General features: G+C 35.8%; 23 protein-coding genes. 10 read left to right on the forward strand and 13 right to left on the reverse strand.

All coding sequences use genetic code 11. The annotated features are described in order from the left end of the window. Window positions 1-58: 58 nt before the first annotated feature. From tnpA to LQV47_RS04980, 8 genes are all read right to left on the reverse strand, one after another. Window positions 59-511: an IS200/IS605 family transposase gene (gene tnpA, locus LQV47_RS04945; RefSeq protein ID WP_230034458.1), complete on the reverse strand. Its 453-nt coding sequence runs from the start codon at window positions 509-511 to the stop codon at window positions 59-61. A 36-nt stretch (window positions 512-547) separates the two neighbouring features. Continuing rightward, window positions 548-1,231: a phosphoribosylanthranilate isomerase gene (locus tag LQV47_RS04950; protein ID WP_230034460.1), complete on the reverse strand. Its 684-nt coding sequence runs from the start codon at window positions 1,229-1,231 to the stop codon at window positions 548-550. Between the two features lie 50 nt (window positions 1,232-1,281). Continuing rightward, window positions 1,282-2,061 carry an indole-3-glycerol phosphate synthase TrpC gene (gene trpC / locus LQV47_RS04955; RefSeq protein ID WP_230034462.1) on the reverse strand — a complete coding sequence of 260 codons (780 nt, stop codon included), beginning with the start codon at window positions 2,059-2,061 and terminating at the stop codon, window positions 1,282-1,284. Window positions 2,062-2,113: 52 nt separating this feature from the next. Beyond that, entirely contained in the window at window positions 2,114-3,100 is a 987-nt protein-coding gene (gene trpD / locus LQV47_RS04960; RefSeq protein WP_230034470.1) for an anthranilate phosphoribosyltransferase, read from the reverse strand. Window positions 3,101-3,138: 38 nt separating this feature from the next. Next, the gene (locus LQV47_RS04965; protein ID WP_230034472.1) at window positions 3,139-3,741 is read right to left on the reverse strand and encodes an aminodeoxychorismate/anthranilate synthase component II; all 603 of its coding nucleotides are present in this window, start codon (window positions 3,739-3,741) and stop codon (window positions 3,139-3,141) included. Window positions 3,742-3,826: 85 nt separating this feature from the next. After that, the gene (locus LQV47_RS04970) at window positions 3,827-5,251 is read right to left on the reverse strand and encodes an anthranilate synthase component I family protein (RefSeq protein ID WP_230034474.1); all 1,425 of its coding nucleotides are present in this window, start codon (window positions 5,249-5,251) and stop codon (window positions 3,827-3,829) included. A 253-nt stretch (window positions 5,252-5,504) separates the two neighbouring features. Beyond that, complete coding sequence (locus tag LQV47_RS04975) at window positions 5,505-6,149, reverse strand: hypothetical protein (RefSeq protein WP_230034476.1); 645 nt, start codon at window positions 6,147-6,149, stop codon at window positions 5,505-5,507. Between the two features lie 80 nt (window positions 6,150-6,229). Continuing rightward, window positions 6,230-6,685, reverse strand: coding sequence for a cupin domain-containing protein (locus LQV47_RS04980; RefSeq protein WP_230034478.1), 456 nt, complete (start codon window positions 6,683-6,685; stop codon window positions 6,230-6,232). Between the two features lie 201 nt (window positions 6,686-6,886). On the opposite strand from LQV47_RS04980, the gene LQV47_RS04985 reads away from it, so the two are divergent. The 4 genes from LQV47_RS04985 (at window position 6,887) to lysS (ending at window position 10,415) form a co-directional block, all read left to right on the forward strand. Beyond that, window positions 6,887-7,105 carry a hypothetical protein gene (locus tag LQV47_RS04985; RefSeq protein WP_230034480.1) on the forward strand — a complete coding sequence of 73 codons (219 nt, stop codon included), beginning with the start codon at window positions 6,887-6,889 and terminating at the stop codon, window positions 7,103-7,105. Beyond that, window positions 7,105-7,479, forward strand: coding sequence for a c-type cytochrome (locus LQV47_RS04990; protein WP_230034482.1), 375 nt, complete (start codon window positions 7,105-7,107; stop codon window positions 7,477-7,479). Before LQV47_RS04985 ends, LQV47_RS04990 begins: the two co-directional genes overlap by 1 nt. A 3-nt stretch (window positions 7,480-7,482) precedes the next feature. Continuing rightward, entirely contained in the window at window positions 7,483-8,409 is a 927-nt protein-coding gene (rlmF, locus tag LQV47_RS04995) for a 23S rRNA (adenine(1618)-N(6))-methyltransferase RlmF (RefSeq protein ID WP_230034484.1), read from the forward strand. A 308-nt stretch (window positions 8,410-8,717) separates the two neighbouring features. After that, window positions 8,718-10,415 (forward strand): lysine--tRNA ligase, encoded by a 1,698-nt coding sequence (gene lysS, locus LQV47_RS05000; RefSeq protein ID WP_230034486.1) that lies wholly within the window; start codon window positions 8,718-8,720, stop codon window positions 10,413-10,415. Window positions 10,416-10,451: 36 nt separating this feature from the next. Here the strand turns inward: lysS and LQV47_RS05005 are convergent, their stop codons facing one another. From LQV47_RS05005 to LQV47_RS05015, 3 genes are read right to left on the reverse strand one after another with little or no spacing between them, the layout of a single operon-like run. After that, entirely contained in the window at window positions 10,452-10,967 is a 516-nt protein-coding gene (locus LQV47_RS05005) for a ClbS/DfsB family four-helix bundle protein (RefSeq protein WP_230034488.1), read from the reverse strand. An 11-nt stretch (window positions 10,968-10,978) separates the two neighbouring features. Further along, the gene (locus LQV47_RS05010) at window positions 10,979-11,983 is read right to left on the reverse strand and encodes a cytochrome d ubiquinol oxidase subunit II (protein ID WP_230034490.1); all 1,005 of its coding nucleotides are present in this window, start codon (window positions 11,981-11,983) and stop codon (window positions 10,979-10,981) included. Further along, complete coding sequence (locus LQV47_RS05015) at window positions 11,980-13,323, reverse strand: cytochrome ubiquinol oxidase subunit I (protein WP_230034492.1); 1,344 nt, start codon at window positions 13,321-13,323, stop codon at window positions 11,980-11,982. The genes LQV47_RS05010 and LQV47_RS05015 overlap by 4 nt, the downstream gene beginning before the upstream one ends. 233 nt (window positions 13,324-13,556) lie before the next feature. On the opposite strand from LQV47_RS05015, the gene gyrB reads away from it, so the two are divergent. The 6 genes from gyrB to LQV47_RS05045 all read left to right on the forward strand — a co-directional run bounded on the left by gyrB (window position 13,557) and on the right by LQV47_RS05045 (window position 21,891). Further along, complete coding sequence (gene gyrB / locus LQV47_RS05020) at window positions 13,557-15,491, forward strand: DNA topoisomerase (ATP-hydrolyzing) subunit B (RefSeq protein ID WP_230034494.1); 1,935 nt, start codon at window positions 13,557-13,559, stop codon at window positions 15,489-15,491. A 96-nt stretch (window positions 15,492-15,587) separates the two neighbouring features. Continuing rightward, complete coding sequence (locus LQV47_RS05025) at window positions 15,588-16,010, forward strand: DUF5684 domain-containing protein (protein ID WP_230034497.1); 423 nt, start codon at window positions 15,588-15,590, stop codon at window positions 16,008-16,010. 220 nt (window positions 16,011-16,230) lie between these two features. Continuing rightward, a complete protein-coding gene (locus tag LQV47_RS05030) occupies window positions 16,231-18,123 on the forward strand; it encodes a DUF3857 domain-containing protein (protein ID WP_230034499.1) in 1,893 nt (630 codons plus the stop codon). Between the two features lie 2 nt (window positions 18,124-18,125). Then, window positions 18,126-20,069, forward strand: coding sequence for a transglutaminase domain-containing protein (locus LQV47_RS05035; RefSeq protein WP_230034501.1), 1,944 nt, complete (start codon window positions 18,126-18,128; stop codon window positions 20,067-20,069). 99 nt (window positions 20,070-20,168) lie between these two features. Beyond that, window positions 20,169-20,996: a DUF3298 domain-containing protein gene (locus LQV47_RS05040; protein ID WP_230034503.1), complete on the forward strand. Its 828-nt coding sequence runs from the start codon at window positions 20,169-20,171 to the stop codon at window positions 20,994-20,996. 43 nt (window positions 20,997-21,039) lie between these two features. Continuing rightward, a complete protein-coding gene (locus LQV47_RS05045) occupies window positions 21,040-21,891 on the forward strand; it encodes a YegS/Rv2252/BmrU family lipid kinase (protein ID WP_230034932.1) in 852 nt (283 codons plus the stop codon). A gap of 23 nt (window positions 21,892-21,914) precedes the next feature. Here LQV47_RS05045 and LQV47_RS05050 read toward each other — a convergent pair whose 3' ends face one another. Further along, a complete protein-coding gene (locus LQV47_RS05050; protein ID WP_230034505.1) occupies window positions 21,915-23,195 on the reverse strand; it encodes a dicarboxylate/amino acid:cation symporter in 1,281 nt (426 codons plus the stop codon). Window positions 23,196-23,411: 216 nt separating this feature from the next. Continuing rightward, entirely contained in the window at window positions 23,412-25,100 is a 1,689-nt protein-coding gene (gene ggt, locus LQV47_RS05055; protein ID WP_230034507.1) for a gamma-glutamyltransferase, read from the reverse strand. Between the last annotated feature and the right edge of the window lie 136 nt (window positions 25,101-25,236).

Below are 25,236 nucleotides of genomic sequence, written 5' to 3' on the forward strand. Positions count from 1 at the left end.
CCCGAAGAGGCAATTTAATCAATAGCAAAGGATAAAATCCTCCTGCTTTTGCATTTTATCAATCCCATAAATATTTTTCGTCATATTCCATCTTATGTTTTTTTAATATTTCAATGAGTTCATTTTTAAAATTTTGTTTCTGATGGTGCTGACGTTGGTTTTGGATATAATTCATTACAATACTAATATCTTTTTCTCCAACCGAGAAAGCTCCATAACCATCCTGCCAAAAGAAATTTTCATATTTCTTACCTTTTGTTTTGATCCATTTTGATGAATGTGCCTTGATTTCCTGAACTAATTTCATCAATGCAATTTTTCGGGACAGTTTACAGAGAATATGGATATGATCATCTGTGCCTCCTATTTTTAATGCCTGGCTTTCAAAATCTTTGCACAATACAGCAATGTAAGAATGCAATTCCTTTTCTATTTTTTCATCAACAAAATCCTCTCTGTATTTCGTGCTGAATACGATGTGAACATAATTTTTGACTAATGATTGTGGCATTTTTTGTGTTTTTGGTTAATTGGACTGTGTCCAATTCTATGGTAACTCGTCCCGTTGGGACTCTTTCTTGTACAATATTGATGCAAACCGTTTAATTCTGTTGATATCTTTATTGCCGGGTTCAATTTCAAATTTTGAATTGATGTCTAAAGCAAAAGGTTTTTGGTGTAATGATTTAATATTTTCTATATTTTCTTCTGAAATACCGCCACTTAAAAAATAAGGGAGAGGGATTTCAAATGCATTCAGTAAGGTCCAGTCGAACTGTTTTCCGGTTCCTCCAAAGGCTTTGCTGTCTGTGTCAAATAACAAATAATCGAGGGCTGAGAGTGGAGAATTGATAATCTGCTGTATTTTACTCTTATTTTCTACCGTGTCATTGCCGATTCTTATGACTTTAATGATTTTAATTTCCGGACTTAGCTTTTTTCTTAAATCAATGATAAAATTCTGGTTTTCATTGCCATGAAGCTGGATGTAATTTAAATGGGCTTTCTCAGCTATTTTCAGAATTTGATCTACCTCTTCATTCACAAAAACACCCGTTTTTCCTGAATGTTCAATGTTTGCAATATCTTGAAGACTCAGATGATTCAGCACATATCTCGGGGATTTGTCATAAAATATAAAGCCGAGAAAATCTGTTTTCATATCAATCAGCTCCTGAATCTGTTCAGTATTTGTTAAGCCACATACTTTGAGGTGAGGGTGCAGGTTCATTCAGTATATATTTTGTTGTTACTCATTTATTCTCACATTCTCAAACAGCTTTATTGGCCGATTTTAATGCTGAACTCTTGAAATGCTTTTGTTGGATTAGAATTCTTCATAAAATATTCACCCATCAGAAAGGCATCAAATCCTTTTTCTTTTAAATAGCTGAAGTCTTCAAGACTGTAAATACCACTTTCTGCTACAGATAAAACGTCTTTTGGAAGTAAATTTTTTAACTGTACAGAATGTTGTAAATCAACTTTAAAATCTTTTAAATTTCGGTTATTAATTCCCACCAGGTCAATATTTGAATGAAAATGTTTTAATTCTTCCTCGGTATGAATTTCCAGTAAAACCTCCAGGCCTAGCTCATGGGCTAATTCTGTGAACTCCTGCACCTGATTGGGCGAAAGACAGGATGCAATCAGTAAAACAGCATCCGCTCCAATGCTTTTTGCTTCGTAGAACTGATACTCATCAACCATAAAATCTTTCCTCAAAATAGGAATATTGATTTGATTTCTTACAGTCAGAATATCACTGAGATCACCCCCGAAAAAATCTTTATCTGTGAGGATAGAAATTCCGCTCGCCCCGAAATTTTCATAGGCAGAAACTACCTCTAAAGGAGAATTCGTGTTGTTGATAATTCCTTTTGAGGGAGATTGCCTTTTAAATTCAGCTATAATTCCGTTTTTATTTTTTACAGATTCTTTCAGAGAATAGGCCTTTCTTCCAAAAAATGCTGCATCTTTTAATCGGTCAACAGAAATATTGGATTTTGCAGCCGCAATCTCTTCTTTTTTTCTTTCAATAATTTTATCCAGTATAGTCATTTTGATTTAGATAGAAGTTATAATGGTGGTTAAACAGCTTTGTGTTTTACTTTCAATTTATTAAAAGTTCAAAACTCTTCAGTGCTTTTCCGCTTTCCAGGCTTTCTTTAGCCAAAAGAAGACAGTCTTCATAAGATCCAAACTTATGGGTGTGATGAAGCGATACGGAAGCATTGGCCAGCACTACGGAATTCTGCTGCTCTGTACCTTTGCCCTCCAGAACATTTCTGAATATCTTTGCGGTTTCCTGAATGGTATTACCCGCTTTAATACCTTCCAGTGTTAAAGGATTAAAGCCTAAATCTTCTGCAGAGTAGATGCTTTCACCATTTTTAGTGATAATCTTAGTGTCATCAGTCAGGCTGATCTCATCATAACCGTCTAATCCGTGAACGAGCATGAAATCACGATCTTCTTTTTGCAGGAGATACTGATATATTCTTGCAATTTCCAGGTTGTATACTCCAATGACAGAATATTGTGGCTTTGCAGGATTTACCAAAGGTCCAAGAAGATTGAAAAAAGTTCTCAATCCCAATGATTTTCTCAATAATCCAACGGATTGAAGGGCAGGGTGAAAGTAAGGAGCATGCAGAAAACAGATATTAGCCTTTTCAAGATCTTCATTCAGCTGATCTGAATTATTTTTAAACTCATATCCAAGTTCCTCCAGTACATTGGATGAGCCTGTAGTGGTTGAAGCTCCGTAATTTCCATGTTTTGTTACCTTCTGCCCGGCTCCGGCCACTACAAAGCTGGCCAATGTTGATATATTGATTGTGTTTTTTCCGTCACCTCCTGTTCCTACAATATCGATGGTGTCTTTAGCCTCTATATTTACCGGAACAGCCATTTGCAAAAGAGCTTCTCTGAAGCCTTCCAATTCTTTTAATGTAATATTACGCATCAGAAAAACACTGACAAAGGCAGTCACTTCTGCAGCATTGAATTTATTCTGGGCAATTTCAATCATGGTAGCTTTTGCCTCAGATTTTGATAACGTATTATGATTAAACAGGTATTGCAGTATTTCTTTCATTTGGGGTGTTTTTATTGTTGAAGAGATTTCCGTTGTTTTCATTGTAAAAGAAAGTTTTTAATGATGGTTTCTCCTTCAGGTGTTAAAATACTTTCCGGGTGAAACTGTACACCATGTACATCATAGGTTTTATGCTGTAAAGCCATGATCATTCCGTCTTTATCTACTGCGGTAATTTCCAGTTCTTCAGGGAAATTTTCAGGATTCACTGCCCAGCTGTGGTATCTTCCTACTTCAAGACCTGAAGTAATCCCTTTGAAAACTATAGTGTTTTCTTTTATAATTTCAGTAGCCGTTGCCACTCCATGAAAAATCTCAGACAGGTTGATGAGGCTTCCTCCGAAAGCTTCTGCAATAGCCTGCTGACCAAGACATACACCCAAAATACTTTTGGTAGGAGCATATTCTTTGATGAGATCCAATAGAATTCCGGCTTCTTCAGGAATTCCGGGGCCAGGAGAAAGAATTATTTTATCATAGGCTCCAACCTCTTCTAATGTAATCTTGTCATTTCTTATTACATCCACTTTTTGATCCAGAATTCTTTCGATGATCTGAACAAGGTTATAAGTGAAGCTGTCGTAATTGTCGAAAACTAAAACTTTAGATTTTGAGTGTTGGTTATTTATATTGTTGTTCATTTTTTTATTTTTTTTGATTGGCCAATTGTTGGTGAGTTGTCAGGTTAGGTTTACTGTTTATGGTATTTGTTTTACCTTGCCATTTTTAACTTTTAACTATTTTTTCTGCTTTTTCTACCGCTTTTTTCAGCGCATTCAATTTATTATTCACCTCCTGTAATTCATTTTCAGGGACAGATTTGGCCACAATTCCGGCTCCCGCCTGGTAATACAGGGTATTGTTTTTGCTTAAAAATGTCCTGATCATAATAGCCTGATTACAGGTGCCGTTCAAGCCTATCATCCCAATACATCCACCGTAATATCCACGGGAATCTTTCTCATATTGATTGATAAGCTGTAAAGCTCTGTGCTTGGGTGCTCCGCTTAAAGTTCCCTGTGGAAAAGTTGCAGAAACCATTTCAAGAGGATTGATGTTTTCGGGTAGATCTGCTGTCACTTCACTTACCATATGAATAACATGGGAGAATAATTGAATTTCTTTAAGTTTGGTAACGGTTACATTTTTTCCAAGCTTTCCAAGATCATTTCTTGCCAGGTCTACCAACATGGTATGCTCTGCATTTTCTTTTGGATCGGCTTTTAATATTTCGATAGATTCAAGGTCCGTTTCAAAATTTCCTGTTCTTTTGGATGTTCCGGCGATTGGATGAATAATGGCCTTGTTGTTTTTAATAATCAGCTGACTTTCTGGGCTTGATCCGAATAGTTTGTAATTTCCGTAATCAAAATAGAATAAATAAGGAGAAGGATTGATATTTCTTAAAGCCCGGTACACGTTAAACTCATCACCCTTAAACTTCTGCTCAAACCTTCTGCTTAAAACCAATTGAAATACATCCCCTCTCATGCAGTGCTTTTGAGCTGTTTTTACCAATTCGATATAATCCTCGTTAGTAATATTAGAGGTTTCCTGGCCGTTTTTTTCAAAAGGATAAACCGGGGTGTTCTGATTTTTAATAATATTTTCCAAAAAGTGAAGCTCAGATTTTATACCGTCAATCTGATTTTCAATAATATACATCTCATCATTAAAATGGTTGATGGCAATCACATATTGATACAGTCGGTATCTGAGGATCGGAAGCTCTACTTCCGGGCTTTGCTCCTTTAGATTTACATTTTCAAAAAACTGTACGGCTTCAAAACTTGTATATCCAAAAAGACTTTGAGCAGTTTGCTCGATGGGATCATCTGTTTTTTCACATTTGAAAACAGTGCGAAAGCTTTCAAAGATCTCAATAATATCACGCTCCATGATCAATTGTTTTACAGGAGCGGAATTAGGAAGTTTAACTTCAAATTCGTTGAGGTTTTTCACTTCAATTCCTGCAATAGCATTGATGGCAATAAAGGAAAAGTTGTTGTCAATACTCTTTGAATCAGAACTTTCCAAAAGGATGGTGTCCCTGAATTTATCTCTGATTTTAAGATAAATATTCATTGGAGTATGAAGATCTCCTAATGTTTTTTTCGAAACAGTTTTTATTTTGATAGTATCAGTAAACATCTGTAGTTTTATTTTTTAGGTGAGAGTAAGGAATAAAAAAAGGCTTTAACGGAATCCGTCAAAGCCTATATATTGTATTTTAAATTAATTCTGCTTATGATTAGCAACATGACAATACCTCCAGACCCGACGAAGAGTTTGAAAGCCACCACCAAATATTGTTGCTCATATTTAACATGGGACAAATGTAGAAATTTTTTTAATACAAAGAATAAAAATTTGAAAAAAATAAAAAAAGAAGTATTAAAATTTATTATTTCGCCTGTTCAAGCTCCTGTTTGAGTTCTTTTAGCTTTGTTTCGTAAGTTTCATCATCATAATCTTTTAGATAGTTTTCTAATGCTGAAATATACTCCCGGATAAAATCTTTATTGGTTCTGTCTGCTTCATATTTAATCTTTGCAGAATTAACCGGAGCAAGCTTTGAATATTTAACAGCCATCTTTCCTTCTTCAGATTGATTATAAAGAATGACTATGTTTTTTTCATATCCCGGGATATATTTTACCGGAAATGGTTCTTCCATCCGGGGAATTCTGATGGCATTTTCAATAGGGTAGATTGAAGCGGAAGTGGTAGAAAAATAGGTGGAAACATATTTTCCGTCCTGCTTCTTTACAATAGCTTCATAATCATGAATATACATTTCATTCAATGTAGAATTGGTTTCCACATCAGAAGTGATAATAGCGGTGCTTTCCACACCATATTTATGTAAGAACCAGGCATTCAGAAACTGCCCGCCAAATCCGTTTAGAATGGCCAAAGGGAGAATAGGAGCCAGAAACCATGCTTTTCTTGTCAGATAGGAGAGTAACCCAAAGAATAAAATGATGAGGATCACAGTATAAAAACCATGATGACTGGTAAAAAACAGAATTTTTGATAGTAAAATCATAGCTTAAATTTAATAATATCTTTTTAATATCAATTTAGAATGAATAGTAAATTTCAAAAATTCTGTTCAAAAAAAATCATTTAGTTCACCGGTTCTGATAAAGGAAGGTCTGTGGTTCCACTATAGAAGACTATTAAGGTGGCCCCTTTTTCTCCGGTCTTGCCTCTGTGGGCGATGTTTACCATTTCCGGAACTACCTGTCCCTGTTTGATCCACTGGGTTTTGCCGTCTTCTTTTCTCTCGATCTGGATTTCTCCTTTTTCTATGTAAGCTGCATTGATAACCGGATGTTTGTGCCAGTTCAGTGCTTTATGAGGAGGAACTGAAATTCTGAGAACTGATATTTCCGGCTGTCCGTTCGGATAGTTGGGATATAGTGTTCCATCCCATGATTTTGTTGTTTTTAAAAGGGTTACAGATTCTATTTCATCGGAGTATTCTGATTTCTGATCATCATGCGATGAATTGTCACAGGATAAGGTGAGGGAAGTAAGTACAACAAATAAGATTGTACTCAATGCGTTTTTTCTAATCATAAATTTAAATTAATAATATTGCTTTTGATTTCGGTAATTATGACTGCAAAAATACTAATCAAATTTAAATATCCCTAATTAATGAATTATTTATCATCACTAATTTTAAATTTTTTCTTTGAAAAAATATTTTCCAAAGAAAACATTTGTCATAAGTTTAAAACTTTATTTTTTATACTTTTGCTTCCAAATTAGAAAACAATGAAAAAAGTATTAGCTATCGCATTTATCGGAGGATTATTAGTCATAAACTGTTCAAAAAAGACAGATCATTCATTACAGGACAGCAACACCATGCTTCCGGAACCTGAAGTAACAACTGTAGTAGATTCTACGGCTAAAACTGCTGCTCCGGCTGCTGCAACTCCGGCTACACCCGCTCCTGAAGCTGCTAAAACAGACTCTACAGCAAAGAAATAATGAAAAATATATTTTTGGCAGGAGCCTTAGGTCTTTTGATCTTTTCCTGTTCTAAAAAAGAAAATACAGCAGATGTGGCTGCATCTTCTGAAACCGCTGTTGTTTCAGAACCTGCAAAATCTAATCTTTCAGGTGATCAGATCATCGAAACATTGGACTGTTCAGGATGTCACTCTGTTACAGAGAGAATGATAGGACCTTCTTATCAGGAAATAGCTGGTAGGTATTCTGAAAAGGATTTGGATATGCTTGCTTCCAAGATTATAGAAGGCGGAAGTGGAGTTTGGGGAGGTGTCCCTATGGCTGCCCATCCACAGGTATCTAAAGAAGATGCTAAAAAGATGGTGGAGTATATTTTAAGTCAGAAGAAATAAAATATGTCTACTGAAAAATCCAGTTTGCACACAAGAAATCTGCATCGTAATCCTTATGATTTTGATCAGCTCATTTCTTGTGTGCCGGAACTGAAGCAGTATGTTTTCGTTAATGCTTATCAGACGGTAACCATTAATTTTAGTATTCCTCAGGCGGTTAAGCTGCTCAATAAAGCATTACTGTTACATTTTTATAAGGTTAAAAACTGGGATATTCCTGACACTAACCTATGTCCGCCTATTCCGGGACGGGCAGATTACGTACATTATATGGCAGACCTGTTAGCTGAGCACCAACGTGAAGTTCCTACCGGAGCTTTTGTAAAAGGTTTAGATATTGGAGTAGGAGCGAATCTTGTCTACCCCCTGATCAGCCATAGATCTTATGGATGGACCATGACGGGAACGGATATCAGTGAAGATTCCTTGGCTAATGCTCAGTTTATTTTAGATCAAAATCCTGATCTTTCATCAGCTATTCAGTTAAAACATCAAAAAAACTCCGAACATATATTCAAAAATATCATTAATGTAGGGGACCGTTTTACATTTTCAATGTGTAATCCCCCTTTCCATGATTCTCAGGAATCTGCCATGAAGGGAAATATAAGAAAAACAAAAAACCTTAATCGTTCCAGGAACCAAAAACCATTACTTAATTTTGGAGGACAGCAGACAGAATTATGGTGTGAGGGTGGTGAACTTGCTTTCATTACAAAAATGATTAACGAGAGTTCACTGTATTCATCACAGGTTCTTTGGTTTACATGTCTTGTTTCTAAAAAAGATAATCTCCATAAACTTACTTCGCTTTTAAAAAAGATAAAAGTAATGGAATTTAAGATCATCGATATGGCTCAGGGACAAAAAATAAGCAGAATACTGGCCTGGACATTTATTCCTAAACAGAATCGTAAAGACTGGTTTTAAACTTCAATGGTCAATTTGCGGTACAACTTGATCTATTTTCACGATAAAGCAAATTCACTAGGAGGGGCAATGTTCAGAATTGGAATTCTGTAACAGTGTAAAGAGATTGGCAATTCAGTTATCATCTCAAGTCTCCAAGTCTCATGTCTCATATCTCTAAGTCTCTTGTCTCTTGTCTTTACTCTTATCTTCTCGTATCTTAGTTACAAAATTTACCATTCATCCTCACAATTTGAAAAAATTCTTGAAAAGCGATTGATGGTCACCTCAAAAATGACTAAATTTGTACGCTTTTAGAAAAATAAGAAATGCAATTATCAGAACAAGAAATCATTAGAAGAGAAAAGCTGAACAAGCTTACTGAAATGGGGATTAATGCGTTCCCTGCGGAAGAGTATACTATTACAGATACTACAGAATCTATAAAACAGGATTTTTCTGAGAATAAACAGGTGAAGATCGCTGGTAGATTAATGTCCCGCAGAATTCAGGGGAAGGCTTCTTTTGCTGAATTGCAGGATTCTAAGGGTAAGATCCAGGTATATTTTAACAGAGACGAGATCTGTCCGGGAGAAGACAAAGAATTATATAACGAAGTGTACAAACACCTTTTGGATATTGGTGATATTATCGGTATTGAGGGTACTTTGTTTACCACTCAGGTAGGAGAGATGACCGTTTTAGTGAAAAACTTTACCCTTCTTACTAAGGCTTTACGTCCTCTTCCTCAGGCTAAAACTGATGATAACGGAGTAGTACACGACGGATTTACGGATCCTGAATTAAGATACAGACAACGTTATGTAGATTTAACAGTAAATCCACAGGTGAAAGAAATTTTCGTAAAGAGAACAAAGCTGTTCAATGCGATGAGAACTTTCTTTAATGATGCCGGATACTTTGAAGTGGAAACTCCTATTTTACAGTCTATTCCTGGAGGAGCAGCAGCAAAACCGTTTATCACGCATCATAATGCTTTAGATATTCCATTATATTTAAGAATTGCCAACGAACTATATCTGAAAAGATTAATCGTAGGTGGTTTTGACGGAGTATATGAGTTCTCTAAAAACTTTAGAAATGAAGGAATGGACAGAACTCATAACCCGGAGTTTACCGCAATGGAAATCTATGTTGCCTATAAAGACTACAACTGGATGATGAACTTCACGGAGAAATTATTGGAATTCTGTGCTATCCAGGTGAACGGAACTACAACAGCTACTTTTGGAGAGCATAATGTAGATTTCAAAGCTCCTTATCCAAGAGTTTCAATGACAGAAGCCATCCTGAAATTTACAGGTTTTGATATCACCGGAAAAACGGAGCAGGAATTATATGATTTTGCGAAGTCTATCGGAATTGAGGTGAATGAAACAATGGGTAAAGGAAAATTAATCGACGAGATTTTTGGTGAAAAATGTGAAGGAAACTTCATTCAGCCAACATTCATTACCGATTACCCGATTGAAATGTCTCCACTGACTAAAAAACACAGAAGTAAAGAAGGTTTAACGGAGCGTTTTGAATTAATGGTATGTGGTAAAGAAATTGCAAACGCTTATTCAGAGCTTAATGATCCTATTGATCAGAGAGAGCGTTTTGAATCTCAAATGGCCTTATCTGAAAGAGGTGATGATGAAGCGATGTTCATTGATCAGGATTTCTTAAGAGCTCTTGAGTACGGTATGCCACCAACTTCAGGATTAGGAATCGGGATGGACAGATTGATTATGTTCTTAACGAATAATGCTTCTATCCAGGAAGTTCTATTCTTCCCTCAGATGAGACCGGAGAAAACCGTTCCTCAGATTGAATTGGGAGAAGATGAGAAAGTAATTATTGAAATTCTGAATTCTCAGGAAGATGCAATTGCTTTGGCAGAAGTAAAAGAAAGAAGCCAGTTATCAGGAAAAAAATGGGATAAAGCTTCTAAGACTTTGACCAAGAATAATCTTGTGAAGGTTGATAAGATTGATGAAGTTCTTTTGATGAAACTGGTATAAGTTTTAGCGAAATAAATAGTAAAAACCGGTACAGAATTAGTCTGTACCGGTTTCTTTTTTCCATTTTCGCAATTGAGCTCTGAAATTTTTAAAGGGTGCTACGGTATTAATGTGCACCCATTTCCAGACCGGCCACTTTGCAGGTGTTGTTGCCCATTTTCTTTGCTCAGGAACAAATAATGTTTCGTGGTCAAGATGCTCTAACCATTCTATAATTTCATGAACCTGCTTTTGCAGTATCTTTCTTTGCTGTTGCAAGCTGTATGAACCGTACTGATCATAAAATGACTGATATAAGCCTTTTAAATTATTCCACTTATATTCAGGGGTAGGTGTTTTTACCTCTATTCCTTTCTTTTCGTCAGACTCCCATTTTACGAGTAAATGGGTCCATCCGATCTGATAAGAAATATTTTGTGATGGTGTTTTATCAATTCCAGGTTTCTGAAGGTCTTTTTGCTCTTCTTTAATATCATCAAACTCCTGATCATAGAGAAGATAGTTTTTATTTAGTGTTTCAATAAGCTCACTGGTATTATTATACTGCTGCATTGCTTAGTATTTTATTTTCTCAACTTACTAAACGAAGCCATCAGATAAAATAAAAATGGCAGGATAAATAAAGAGCCAAGCATCAGCGCCCATCCCAATGCAGAAATGGTTTTAGCCGGAGCTGCAGTAGTGAAAAGTGAAAGATGCTGTCCGTTTGCCAGTAAAATAATATCAGGATTATGCTGGTAGGTTGCTGCTACAAGGATCATCACAATCTGAAAACCGGCAAGCGCTCGCACGGGCAGTAATTTCTGCCGGTTCATAGCCTTGAAGATGAGTAATAAAGCGATAGTGGCAAAAGCAATAGCCATAATTCCTAAAGGTTTTGAAAATACCCACATTACAAGGGGAATGTCAGAAATATAAGCTGTGAAAAACACAAGAATTCCGGTAATGACTACAAAGATCATAGTTTGTTTAGATTTTCTGATCATCAGTAACAGATCTGCCTTATCTCTTGTCTCTCTTAATGAAAAGATGGAAGCAAGGTATGCACAGAGTGCTACGGTAAATAAGCCTACAGAAACCCCAAACCAGTTTAACCAGCTGAAAATATAGAGATCCAGAAAATTGGTAGCGTCAGGATTGATGGAATGAGAAACTGTAGCTGCAGCTATTAACCCCAGGAAAAAAGGAGTTAAAAGACTGGCGTAGTAAAATATCTGGGTATATAAAACCTGCCAGTTATCTTTCACAGCATCATAATGCCTGAATGTAAAAGCTGTTCCCCTTGCAATAATACCTAAAAGCATCAGTACTAAAGGAATGTGGAGATAGGTAGACATGGTAGTATAAATCTCAGGAAATCCTACAAAAAGGATAACAATGGCAATGATAAGCCACATATGATTGGCTTCCCAAACCGGGGCAATAGATTCATACATGATTTCCTGGGTCTTATGACGGGCTTTTTTATTGGTGAAAAGCTCTACAATACCCGCTCCGAAATCAGCGCCTCCCAGAATCATATAAAGACAAATGGAAAGCCATAGAAAGCCTATAACAATGTAGATCATGATTTTTTGTTTTTATCGTTAAACTGTGGGTCTGTAGGGTCATAAATCTTAGGCACCATCTGTATCTGTCTTTTTAACAGGAAAACAAGAATCAGTGATAATGATACGAAAATAGCAGTGAAGAAATAGAAGGAATATTGTATTCCCGGCATTGGTGTTACAGCATCTATGGTTCTCATGATTCCGTAAATAATCCAGGGCTGCCGGCCTACTTCAGTAACTGTCCATCCGGCTTCCAGGGCAATATATCCGAAGGGCGTGGCAATTAAAAATGTTTTTAACAGCCAGGTTTTCTTCAGCCATTCTTTTTTGAAGAATGAAGCATATAAGTAGATAACCCCAATACAGATCATAATCACTCCAAAGAAGATCATAATCTGAAATGCATAATGGGTAACGGCTATTGGGGGCCATTCATCTTTTGGAAAATCTTTAAGACCTTTTACTTCAGCATTGAAATCATTGCTCACTAAAAAACTCAGGACCTTGGGGATTTTTATTGCGTATTTTATTTCTTCCTTTTCTTCATCAGGAATTCCACCGATCACAAAGGCGGCTCCTTTTTCCGTTTCAAAATGAGCTTCCATTGCAGCCAGCTTAATAGGCTGTCTTTCTGCTACAGACTTTGCCGCAATATCACCACTTAAAGGAGCTCCAAAAGCACCTATAAGGGCAAATCCAACAGCAATTTTAAAAGCTTTGGTATGAAATTCCACATTCCTTTTCTTAATAATCAATAAAGCATGCACCCCGGCCACAGCAAATCCTGTAGCACAAAAAGCAGCTACAGTCATATGAAGGGCCTGTGGAAACCATGCGTCATTAAACATAGCTTTGATAGGATCAATATTCAGATACTGCCCGTTAATATAATCGAAGCCGGTAGGAGAGTTCATCCAGGCATTGGCCGCCACTACCAGAATTCCGGAAGCGAGCCCGCTTACCCCTACAAGGAAACCACAAAACCAGTGAAACCATTTATTGAATCTTTCCCAGCCATATAAAAAGAAGCCAATGGCAATAGCTTCAATAAAAAATGCTGTTCCCTCCAAGGAAAACGGCATTCCAAAAATAGGACCTGCATGCTTCATGAATCCCGGCCATAGAAGCCCCAGTTCAAAGGAAAGCATAGTTCCGGAAACAGCACCAGTAGCAAATAATATGGCTACCCCTTTACTCCAGGCTTTGGTAAGACCTTTATATACTTCATTATTTGTTTTTAAGTATTTCCAGTGGGCAAAGGCCATAAGGAAGGGCATTACCATACCCACGCAGGAGAATATGATATGAAAGCCCAAAGAAAGTGCCATCTGGGCACGTGCAGCAATAAAATCATCCATAATATCAACTTTTCAGTAAATAAATTTACGTATAAATTATTGATGTTAAGTATGATTTAAAACAGCTGATTATTCAGGTAGACCAGTTAATTTTGAATCTTTTACCAGTCCGCTGTTATTTAAGTTTTCACTAAGAAAAGTCTACATTTTTTGACACATTTTAACTTTCATAATTCGAAAAAAATCACGATATTTGTAAGTCTTTGCATATAGCAAGATTTTTAATATTTAATATGAGTCAGAAACAATATACAGCTAGTAGTATTCAGGCATTGGAAGGAATGGAGCACGTTCGTATGCGTCCTTCAATGTACATTGGTGATGTAGGGACAAGAGGTCTTCACCATTTGGTTTATGAAGTAGTAGATAACTCTATTGATGAAGCGTTGGCAGGATACTGCGACACGATCTTTGTGGCCATTAAAGAAGGAAACGGAATTGAAGTAAGTGATAATGGTAGAGGTATTCCGGTTGATTTTCACGAGAAAGAGCAAAAGTCCGCTCTTGAGGTTGTAATGACAAAAATTGGAGCCGGAGGTAAGTTTGATAAAGATTCTTATAAGGTTTCAGGAGGTCTTCATGGAGTAGGGGTATCGTGTGTGAATGCACTTTCCAACGAAATGATAACTACCGTTTACAGAGACGGAAATGTTTATCAGCAAGTGTATTCTAAAGGAAAAGCTCAAACGGGAGTAGAGGAAATTGGTAACAGCGATAAAAGAGGAACAAAACAGTTTTTCCAGCCGGATGATACTATTTTTACAGAATTAGTTTATAACTATGATACGTTAGCGAGTCGTTTAAGAGAACTGTCGTACCTTAATAAAGGAATTACAATTACGCTTACCGATGAAAGAGAGGTATTGGAAGATGGCTCTTTTAAAACCGAAATTTTTCATTCTGAAGGAGGTCTGAAAGAATTTGTTGCCTATATTGACGGAAGCCGTGAATCTATTATGGAGCACGTGATTTTCATGGAAGGTGAAAGAGATGATATTCCGGTTGAAGTAGCAATGCGTTACAATACATCTTTCAACGAAAACTTACATTCTTACGTTAATAATATTAATACTCACGAAGGGGGTACTCACCTTGCAGGTTTCAGAAGAGCTCTAACAAGAACTTTAAAGAAATATGCAGATGAATTGGGGCTTCCGGCAAAAGAAAAAGTAGAAATTACGGGAGATGACTTCCGTGAGGGATTAACAGCTGTAATTTCTGTAAAAGTAATGGAACCTCAGTTTGAAGGACAGACCAAAACGAAATTAGGAAATTCCGAAGTTTCTGGTGCTGTTGATAAGATTGTAGGGGAAATGCTGACTAACTTTTTGGAAGAGAATCCTAATGAAGCTAAGATTATTGTTCAAAAAGTTGTACTGGCTGCAAAAGCAAGACAGGCAGCAAAGAAAGCCCGTGAAATGGTTCAGAGAAAATCTCCAATGGGAGGTTCTGGTCTTCCGGGAAAACTCTCTGACTGTTCGTCCAAAGATCCGGCTGAATCTGAGATCTTCCTTGTAGAGGGAGATTCCGCAGGGGGTACAGCTAAACAGGGAAGAGACAGACACTTCCAGGCTATTCTTCCGTTAAGAGGTAAAATTCTAAACGTAGAGAAGTCTATGCTTCATAAAGTATATGATAACGAAGAGATTAGAAATATTTATACTGCCCTTGGAGTTTCTGTAGGAACTGAAGAAGACAGCAAAGCATTGAATATGGCTAAGCTGAGATACCATAAAGTTGTAATCATGACCGATGCCGATATTGACGGATCTCACATTTCTACCCTGATTCTTACGTTCTTCTTCAGATATATGAAAGAACTTATTGAAAACGGATATATTTATATTGCTCAGCCACCTTTGTATTTATTAAAAAGAGGAAACAAAAAAATGTATGCCTATAATGAAAAAGAGCGTGAAGAGTTTACATTGGAAATGTCTCCGGACGGAAAAGGAGTAGAAGTACAACGTTACAAAGGTCTTGGAGAGATGAATCCTGAGCAGCTTTGGGAGACTACTCTTAATCCTGAACATAGAATTTTAAAGCAGGTAACTATTGATAATGCTGTAGAAGCAGATAGTGTTTTCTCAATGCTGATGGGGGATGAAGTTCCGCCAAGAAGAGAATTTATTGAGAAAAATGCTAAGTATGCAAAAATTGATGCATAAGAGTATTTAAAAAGATACATTTAAAATATACAAGAAAAGCTTCTAATTATTTAGAAGCTTTTTTTATATTTGAGGAAACTAATAAAAAAAATTAATATGTTAACTATTTTACAAACAGACCCTTATGATGGGGTAGATGCGGTGTCCGGAGCAGCGGCAGCCGGATTGGGAATCGGAACAATGTTCATAAGTTTACTGGTCTATATATTTTATGGATACTGTATGTACAAAATCTTCCAAAAAGCAGGAAGGGAAGATGCATGGGCTGCATTTGTTCCTATTTACAATATCATTGTTTTACTGGATATTGTAAAGAAACCTACTTGGTGGATTATTTTATTTTTTATTCCCTTTGTTAACCTTTTTGCAAGTTGGGTAGTCAACGACAGATTAGCGAAAGGTTTTGCAAAAGAGACACCTTTATATACCCTTTTGTTGTTTTTCTTAGGATTTATTTTTATCCCGGTTTTGGGGCTTGGAAGTGATCCCTATGATAGCAAAAGAATTCCTAACGATTAGAAATAAAGATAAAATTTATGTAAAGGCTTCAGAAATGAAGTCTTTTTTTATGATTATATAAATAAAGATATCTTTTAGTTCTATGTAATTATATCATATTCAAGTAGATACAGATTTGCCTTTTTCCAAATTGTTAAATACTTCACGAAGTAGAGTATTTTTTTAAATAAAAATTTAACATTTATTAAGATTTTCTTATGTTTGCATAATTTTAATAGCCATGATGAAAATATTCTTGATTGGAGCATTATCTGCCGCTTCAATGTATTTTGCCCAAACATATCCTGTTTCTGCAATTCCTGAAACCTTAAAGAAAAATGCAAATATTGTTGTCCGAAAAGACTTTACAACGGTACAGATTAACAAAATTGATGAAATAAAATATCAATATAATAAAGTAACAACAGTTTTAAATAAAGATGGTGATAGTAAAGCTGTAGCTTATATTCCTTATGATAAAGGAAATAGTATTTCAGATGTAAAGGTCACAATTTATGATGATTCCGGAAAAAAAATAAAAAGTTATTCCAAATCTGATTTTAGTGATTTTGCCAATAATAATCAAGGTGTATTTTACTCTGATAACAGGGTTTTGGTTTTCAATCATACACCCATCCAATATCCATACACTATAGATTTTTCTTATCAGATATCAGATAAAAATACCATTTTCATTCCTGATTTTGTCCCATTTTTTTCTACTAATACATCATTGGAGGAAGGAGCGCTCAAAATAATCAATACATCAGGCATTGAGCTTCGGACTAAAATCTATCCTTCAAAATATAATTATACTTCTGTTGTGGAAACTGGAAGTGGTAATGAAAAGACTTATTCTTATAAGAATGTTTCTGCAATTGATGATATTTCATTAATTCCGCAGCCTGTAAAGATTTTGCCTAAAGTAAGTTTTGCGTTAGCAAAATTTAATCTGGCGGGTAAACAGGGATCTTTAAATAACTGGACAGATTTTGGAATTTGGTATTACAACAATCTGGTACAACCTGTTGCTGTTTCTACCCCTACAATCAAAGCAGAAATAGCTGCGTTACAACTGGAAGGATCAGTAGAAGATAAAGTAAAGAAAATTTATCAGTATATGCAGACCAAAACCCGATACATATTTGTGGGATTGGGAATTGGAGGATGGCTCCCTATGCTGCCTGAAGAGGTAGATAAGAAAGGTTACGGAGATTGTAAAGGACTTACCAATTACATGAAGATTTTATTGGATGAAGCAGGAATACCATCCCATTATTGTGTGATCAATTCCAGCCCTTCCCAAGTATCATTTGATCCTGAGTTTCCAAAAATGGGGGGGAATCATGCTATTTTAATGGTCCCTACTGAAAAAGGAAATATATGGCTTGAAAATACATCACAGCAAATCGCATTTAATCATTTAGGATATAGTACCACGGACAGGAATGTACTTTCCGTAAAGAAAAATGGTATAGAGCTGATTGATACACCGGTCTATACTGCTGATCAAAATAAAGAAAAGCAAATCTTGAAGATAAAAGTAGGTGAAGATAACAGTATTTCAGGAGAGGGAAGCTTCTATTATACAGGAAGCCAATATGATTATACTTTAGGGCTTACAGGACTTAATCCAAAAGAAAAAAATGATGCGTTGAAAAATTCGTTAGATATTTTAAACTTTGAAAAAGTTGAAATGAAAAACTTTGTTAATGATAAAGATAAAGCTATTATAACATATGATATAGATTTCAAAGCCAATAATTTCGCAAAAAAAGCTGGAAACAGCCTTATATTCAGAGTTATTCCAATTTATAATAATACGATTTATAAAACAGATGAAAGTCGTGAACTTCCTTTTGAGATCAGACAATCTTTTGAAGATGAATATGAAATTAATTTTACTATTCCTAAAGGATACAAAATTGATGAGGCTCCGGATGATACCAATGTAAAATCTGAATTTGGATATTATAATTTGAGCTTTATTAAAAATGGAGAAGAAATTAAAGTAAAAAGAAAAGTACAGGTTAATAAAGGAACGTACTCAAAAGAAAAATACAATGAATATGTAGGCTTCAGAAAAAAAATACTAAACATGGATAATTCAAAAATTTTAATTACAAAAATATAAAGATGAAGAAAATCATACTGCTGATTGTTTGTTCAGCTAATATTGTGGTTTTAGCTCAAAAACATGAGTTTTTAAATACCCCGAAATTTAATGATGCAGATTTATCAAAGACAAAATCTTTATTAGACGAAAATGCACCTGCTGAAATTTTGTATAAATCTGTTCATTTTATGATTGATACAAATACAGGCTTGCTACACAAGAAATTTTTCTACAGAGTGAAGATCTATAATAAAGATAAAGCCGAGGAATGGTTAAATCTTGAAGTTCCTATTTATAGTTATGGGGGAGGTAAAGATCAGGAAGAGTCACTGTCCAAAATGAAGGCATTAACCTATAATCTGGAGAGCGGAAAAGTAGTTCCTGTAAAAGTAGAAAATAGCTCTAAATATAAAAGTAAAGAAAGCAAATTTGTTACGGTCAATAAATTTGCATTTCCGAATGTAAAAGATGGATCTGTCTTAGAATATCAATATGAAGTAATATCTCCGGGTTTATTCGCCATTCCTGAAATAGTGATTGAATCTGATACTCCATCACTTTATACAGAATATATTTTGGATACACCTTATACTATAGATTATAATATCAATTATACAGGTGATTTAATGCCAAAATACAGAGAAGTAGAACCCCGGACTTTATATGGCTCTCAATATAAAACCTATAGATTTGCTTTTGAAAATGTAAAAGGTTTTAAAAATGAAAAATTTGTAAGAAATAGCAGAAATTTCCGTACAAAAGTGAGTACCGAACTTAACTCTACGAATTTCCGTGAGCTTAAATTATATTCTTCTTCCTGGGAGCAGATCCGAAAAAGACTTTATGAAAATAGCTACTTTGGAGACGAACTGAAAAAAACAAAGCTGGCCAAAGATAATATGCCTGCCGGGATTTTAGAAATGAAAAGCAGTGCCCTTGATAAAGCAAACGCCATTTTTACACATGTTCAAAAAACTTTCACCTGGAATAAAGAGCGGGGAGTGTATACTGAAGATGGAATTAAAAAACTGCTAGATACAAAAACGGGGAATGCTGCAGAAATTAACCTTTATCTGGTAATGCTCCTTCGTGAAGCAGGAATTAAGGCAGATCCACTTGTTATTTCTACTGTTGATAACGGATGGGTAAATCTAATATCACCTAATATATCAAATATGAACTTTGTATTAGCTGCCATTGAAACAGCTGGAGGTATTCATATTTATGATGCTACCTCAAAACAGTCTTCTGTGGATGAACTTCCTTTAAGAGACTGGAATCAATATGGTATCCTGATGACAAGCGATAAGATTGTACAGGTTCAGATGGCTAACAATAAACCAAGTAATACCTATCTTACAGTAGATGCTAAAATAAACGAAGACGGAAGTGTTTCAGGGACGTATTCTGATAAAGATACCGGGGCTTTTGCTATGTATGTTAAGGATAGTTATGATGAGAATCCTGATAAATATAAAAAACAGTATAAAGAAAATTTTTCGGTAGATTTTACAGGAATTGATTCAAAAGTATTGGAAAACGGCGGATTTGAGAGTACAATGAAATTCGAATCTACAGATATGATAGACCGGGTGGGGAAAAAGATGATTATCAATCCCATGTTGTTTTTGAATAAAAATTCTAACGATTTTGATCAGGTGGAGGCCAGGAAACATCCTATTGATTTTGGAGCAGCTTCTACAAAAGTGAAAAAAGTTATTCTTGAGATTCCGGAAGGATATACAGTGGAAGAAATACCTAAAAGTAAAAAAATAGTTACAGAAGATAAAGAAATAGAATACAGCTATGTAGTGGAGCAAAAGGGGAATAAGCTGGAAGTAACCGCTACTACAAAAGTGGCCAGTCCGGATTATCCAAAAGAATATTACCCGGCTTTCAAGCAGATTTGGGGCGTTGCTTCAAAACATGAAAATCAGGTAATAAGCTTAGTGAAGAAATCCTAAGTAGTTGATTTTTAATATTGATCAATACGATTAATCATATTTTTTTAAAACCATTCAGCTTTTGAATGGTTTTTGTATTAGTATCAAAAAATTATAATTATGAAAAATATGATTGCCGTTTTAGCACTATCTTCATTCTTTGTGTTTACCGCCTGCAAGAAAAATGAGAAGGCAGGACCGGCCACCGAAAAATCAGACAACAAAGAATCCGGAAAACTGATAGTAGATTCTGTTAAAGTAAGTGATTCTACAAAAATTACAGACTCTTTAAAAGTTAAATATACTTCAAAATTGCTGGTCTTCCCGGAATTGAAAGATAAAACGTTATTAGACAGTATTTATTTTCAAAATAAGGGGAGTAAAGATTTTTCCAAAACCGGACTTCAGGCTTACTTGGAGAATGAGAAAAACAAATATTTCTCTTCTGTAAAAAATGACAGTAAAGACTGGATTTCAGATATTACCTATGCTCAGGATTGGTATTCAAGTTCTCACATGAACCTTATATCCAATATCAACGGGTATATGCACATTCAATATGCAGGAAGTGGTTATGAAGGTGGAGCCCATGATAATTACGGATTTTCCGAGAGAGTTTTTGACCTCAAGAATAATAGAAAACTTGAACTGAAGGACATCACTTCAATGCCCAGTACTAAAATCGAGACTCTTCTGATGAAGAATATCAATACTATTAACAGCGGAACAACAGATGCTGAAGGAGAAGTTAAAAACTCCGAAATGCTGTTAGTGGAAAAAATTCCGGCGAGCAATAATTTCTATTTTGATCAGAAAAACCTTTATTTTCATTATAGCCCGTACGAAATTACTGCTTTTGCAGCAGGAGATATTATCATTCCTATTTCCTGGGAAGAATTAAGGGGTACATTGAACGCAGAATTTAAAGAAAGAATGAAAATTAAATAAATAAATGCTTCCGGTTCAGGAAGCATTGTTTATTTTTGCGGTAATGGAAAAAGTAGCTTTTATCATCAACCCTTTTTCGGCCAAAAAAAATTATCAGCCGTTTCTGAATGAACTTAAAGCAAAGGTTGGAAATCCTTTGTATTATGTCTCCGAATCTATTCCGGGAACAGATGAGTTTATTAAAACCCATTTTGATCATGTTGATATTTTTGTGGCAATTGGTGGTGACGGAACTATTTCTACAGTGGCTAAGAACCTTATTTCTACAGACAAGATCCTGGCTATTTTTCCAGCGGGCTCCGGAAATGGATTCTCCAACGAAACACGTTTCAGTAAAAATTTGGATGAACTTTTAGAGAAAATAAAAGCAAAGCAATCCAGAAAAATAGATACATTTACGGTTAACGACAGGCTTTCGATCAATGTTTCAGGAACAGGTTTTGACGGGAAAGTAGTTAAAGAGTTTGAGAAAACAAGCCGTGGATTCAAAAATTACATTAAAGTTTCCCTAAAAACATTCTTCAATTACAAACCGATCAAAGTGAAGTTTTTGGGTGAAGACTATCAGCAGTACAATGGCAGGTATCTTATGCTGAATATTGCCAATACCCGTCAGTTTGGTAATAACGCCTATATTGCCCCAAAAGCAAGTAAAAGTGACGGTTTGGTTGATATGGTTCTGGTAAAGAAATTTCCCCTGACCTATTCTGCACTGTTCGCCTTCAGAATGTTTACCAAAAGATTAAAGGACGATGAGTATGTTACCTATCTTCCAGTTTCTGAAATTTCATTCCAGGTAAATACCAAAAACTGGCATCTTGACGGTGAGTTTAATAAAATAGAATCACCCATCCATGTTAAAGTACAGCCTGCAAGCCTGAATATTCTGGTTTAAAGATCTGTTATCTATAAATTATTTCAGACTTCCAGTTTTTTCTCAACTTCCAGTGGATGATCAAGACAGTATTGTAACTGTTTCTTATCAAGCTGCTTTTCCCAGTTGGCAACAACTACAGTGGCTACAGAATTTCCTATGACATTGGTGAGTGCTCTGCATTCACTCATGAATTTGTCTATACCTAAAATTAATGTCATTCCGGCTAAAGGAACTTCAGGAACTACTGCCAATGTAGCAGCCAGGGTAACAAATCCGGCACCTGTGACTCCGGCAGCACCTTTAGAACTCAACATTGCTATTAGCAGAAGCATAAGCTGTTTTTCAAGAGGCAGATGGATGTTCAATGCCTGAGCAATAAAAAGTGAGGCTAATGTCATATAAATATTGGTCCCGTCCAGGTTAAAAGAATAACCGGTTGGGACTACCAACCCTACAATCGCTTTTGAACAGCCTGCTTTTTCCAGCTTTTCCATAAGACCGGGAAGAGCTGATTCGGAAGAACTTGTTCCTAATACAAGAAGAAGTTCTTCTTTAAGATAATACATGAGTTTAAAAATACTAAAACCATTGTACCATGCCACAGCGCCCAGAACGAGAACAATAAAAAGAATAGACGTGATATAAAAAGTAGCTACCAGGAAAATAAGGTTTAACACAGAGTGAAGTCCGTACTTTCCAATTGTAAAAGCCATAGCTCCAAAGGCTCCGATAGGGGCAAGCTTCATAAGCATATGAACAATCTTAAAAACAGGAGTAGACAAATCCTGAAGAAAATCAGTCACTTTCTTACTCTTTTCTTTAGTGAGGACCAAAGCAACACCCATTAAAATAGCTACAAGGAGAACCTGAAGTATATTGTCACCCACTAAAGGACTGAAAAGTGTATCCGGAATGATATTCATAATGAAACCGGTAAGCGTAGAATCATGAGCCCTTTCTTTATATTGAGAAACATCTCCTGAAAGAGTAGCCGGATCAATATTTAAACCATGGCCAGGCTGTAAAATATTACCGACTATAAGCCCGATGATGAGTGCTAAAGTTGAAAATGTAAAGAAATAAACCATTGCTTTTATTGCAATTCTTCCTACTTTTTTAAGATCGGTCATATGAGCAATCCCCAGGGTAAGGGTAATGAAAATAACCGGAGCAATAATCATTTTTACCAGCTTAATAAAACCATCGCCCAATGGCTTCATCTTTTCTCCCAGCTCAGGATAGTACCTTCCTAAAAGGATACCTGCAATGATGGCTATAATAACCTGAAAATAAAGCTGCTGATAAAATTGTTTTGTTTTCAATAGAAATTGTTTAGAAAGGGCGAAATTATGAATTTTTTCTAAAAACATGATGAATGTCATTGAAATAAAAAAATACCGGATATCATGTAGCATTGAAGATGTCTTTGTATATCTGCCTCTGATAAAGAAAGGGATACATTATAAAATCTTCAATAAAAAATCCTGCTTTAAAATAATTAAAACAGGATTTTTTATGTGAGCAGGACAGCTGCTTACTTATTCTGTTGCTACAGAATCGTCACCACGGCCATCTGCCACAGCGTGAATATTACCATTGTCATCCAGAACAATCATTTCTGTTTTTCCGATTTGTTTTATTTTTTCAATAACATAATTCTTGCTTTTCAGCTCGGAAATAGTGCTTTCAGGAAAGTTGTTTTCTACCGTTATAACCTCCGGAAGCCACTGGTGATGAAACTTGGGTGTATTGACGGACATATTGGCGTTTAATTTAAAATCAACAACATTGACGATGGATTGGTATACAGAAGTGGGAATGGTTGTTCCTCCCGGAGTTCCAACCACCATATACGGCTTTCCGTTCTTCAGTAAAATAGTAGGCGTCATAGAGGAAAGCATTCTTTTATTGGGCTGAATGGCATTGGCTTCCCCACCTACGGCCCCAAACATATTGGGTACACCCGGTTTGATGGAGAAATCGTCCATTTCATTATTTAGAAAGAATCCTGCTCCTGAAACCAGAACTTTGCTTCCGTAATATCCATTAAGAGTCGTGGTTACAGAGGCTGCATTTCCGTCTTTATCCAGTACAGAAATATGGGTAGTCTGAGTTGACTCTTTCGGTTGCTCTATAATTTTACCCACTTCGGCACTAGGAGTGGCTTTATCAAAACTGAAACTTTTCCATCTGTCTTTTAAATAAGCATCAGAGATCAGGTAAGCCATTTTATCCTGGATAAAATCAGGATCACCCATATATTCAGCTCTGTCTGCAAAAGCCCTTCTTTCAGCCTCTGTCATAATCTGAACAGCCTTTGTAGAGTTCTGCTGGTATTTTTCAAGGTTTTCAAAGCTGGCCATTCTAAGCATTTGAGCCAGCAGCAAACCTCCGCTTGAAGGTAAAGGCATAGACACTACATTGTTTCCTTTATACTCAAATTCTAAAGCTTTTCTTTCTGCAACTTTATAATTTTTAAGATCTTCCAGACTAATGATTCCATTGCCTCTTTTCATTTCAGCCACCAAAAGATCTGCTGTTTTTCCTTCATAAAACCCTTTTGCCCCTAATTTCTGGATAAGCTTTAAAGTCTCTGCCAATTCTTTCTGAACTAAAATATCACCGGCTTTCCAAGGGCTGTCTTTTACGAAAATAATAGAAGACTTGTTATGCTTCTGAAATTTTTCTTTATTGTTATTCAGCATGTCAGCTTCCTTTTCTGTGATGGTAAAACCCTGCTCTGCCAGATCAATAGCTGGCTGTATGATTTTTTCCATAGGAAGTTTACAATACTTTAAAGTAGCAAAGAAACCTGCCACACTACCCGGAATACCTACTGCAAGTCTTCCGTTTTGAGACAGATCGGTATCTGCTTTCCCTTTTTTATCGAGATACATATCCCGGGAAGCTTTTTTGGGAGCGGTTTCCCTGTAATCTAATGTGAATTTTTCACCATTACTTTTTACGCCCACCAAAAATCCACCACCACCAATATTTCCTGCCTGAGGATATACAACGGCCAATGCATATTGTGTGGCAGTAACGGCATCATAGGCATTTCCTCCCATTTTTAGGATTTTTGCCCCTGCTTCACTGGCTAAAGGATGGGCAGATACCACTACACCCTTCTTTTTTACCTGTACTTCCTTTACGATGCTGATATCTGTAAACTGAGCCCAGCCGAATTGACTCGCTAACAGGACCGAAACAATTAAAAACTTCCTCATATGATTTTCTTTATAACAAAAATATAGTTTTTTTGTAAATCATTGCCGATGATAGCCTTATGAATTGTGTTTTAATTTTTTCACTAAAGCTAGCTTAATTATGGATATTTCATTTTGGTTATTTGGTGTTAAATTT

The organism is Chryseobacterium sp. Bi04 (assembly GCF_918698085.1).
GTDB lineage: Bacteria > Bacteroidota > Bacteroidia > Flavobacteriales > Weeksellaceae > Chryseobacterium.

Coding starts and splice junctions, on each gene's coding strand:
- tnpA (WP_230034458.1), bottom strand. CDS start 511: ATGCCACAATCATTAGTCAAAAATTATGTTCACATCGTATTCAGCACG.
- LQV47_RS04950 (WP_230034460.1), bottom strand. CDS start 1,231: ATGAACCTGCACCCTCACCTCAAAGTATGTGGCTTAACAAATACTGAA.
- trpC (WP_230034462.1), bottom strand. CDS start 2,061: ATGACTATACTGGATAAAATTATTGAAAGAAAAAAAGAAGAGATTGCG.
- trpD (WP_230034470.1), bottom strand. CDS start 3,100: ATGAAAGAAATACTGCAATACCTGTTTAATCATAATACGTTATCAAAA.
- LQV47_RS04965 (WP_230034472.1), bottom strand. CDS start 3,741: ATGAACAACAATATAAATAACCAACACTCAAAATCTAAAGTTTTAGTT.
- LQV47_RS04970 (WP_230034474.1), bottom strand. CDS start 5,251: ATGTTTACTGATACTATCAAAATAAAAACTGTTTCGAAAAAAACATTA.
- LQV47_RS04975 (WP_230034476.1), bottom strand. CDS start 6,149: ATGATTTTACTATCAAAAATTCTGTTTTTTACCAGTCATCATGGTTTT.
- LQV47_RS04980 (WP_230034478.1), bottom strand. CDS start 6,685: ATGATTAGAAAAAACGCATTGAGTACAATCTTATTTGTTGTACTTACT.
- LQV47_RS04985 (WP_230034480.1), top strand. CDS start 6,887: ATGAAAAAAGTATTAGCTATCGCATTTATCGGAGGATTATTAGTCATA.
- LQV47_RS04990 (WP_230034482.1), top strand. CDS start 7,105: ATGAAAAATATATTTTTGGCAGGAGCCTTAGGTCTTTTGATCTTTTCC.
- rlmF (WP_230034484.1), top strand. CDS start 7,483: ATGTCTACTGAAAAATCCAGTTTGCACACAAGAAATCTGCATCGTAAT.
- lysS (WP_230034486.1), top strand. CDS start 8,718: ATGCAATTATCAGAACAAGAAATCATTAGAAGAGAAAAGCTGAACAAG.
- LQV47_RS05005 (WP_230034488.1), bottom strand. CDS start 10,967: ATGCAGCAGTATAATAATACCAGTGAGCTTATTGAAACACTAAATAAA.
- LQV47_RS05010 (WP_230034490.1), bottom strand. CDS start 11,983: ATGATCTACATTGTTATAGGCTTTCTATGGCTTTCCATTTGTCTTTAT.
- LQV47_RS05015 (WP_230034492.1), bottom strand. CDS start 13,323: ATGGATGATTTTATTGCTGCACGTGCCCAGATGGCACTTTCTTTGGGC.
- gyrB (WP_230034494.1), top strand. CDS start 13,557: ATGAGTCAGAAACAATATACAGCTAGTAGTATTCAGGCATTGGAAGGA.
- LQV47_RS05025 (WP_230034497.1), top strand. CDS start 15,588: ATGTTAACTATTTTACAAACAGACCCTTATGATGGGGTAGATGCGGTG.
- LQV47_RS05030 (WP_230034499.1), top strand. CDS start 16,231: ATGATGAAAATATTCTTGATTGGAGCATTATCTGCCGCTTCAATGTAT.
- LQV47_RS05035 (WP_230034501.1), top strand. CDS start 18,126: ATGAAGAAAATCATACTGCTGATTGTTTGTTCAGCTAATATTGTGGTT.
- LQV47_RS05040 (WP_230034503.1), top strand. CDS start 20,169: ATGAAAAATATGATTGCCGTTTTAGCACTATCTTCATTCTTTGTGTTT.
- LQV47_RS05045 (WP_230034932.1), top strand. CDS start 21,040: ATGGAAAAAGTAGCTTTTATCATCAACCCTTTTTCGGCCAAAAAAAAT.
- ggt (WP_230034507.1), bottom strand. CDS start 25,100: ATGAGGAAGTTTTTAATTGTTTCGGTCCTGTTAGCGAGTCAATTCGGC.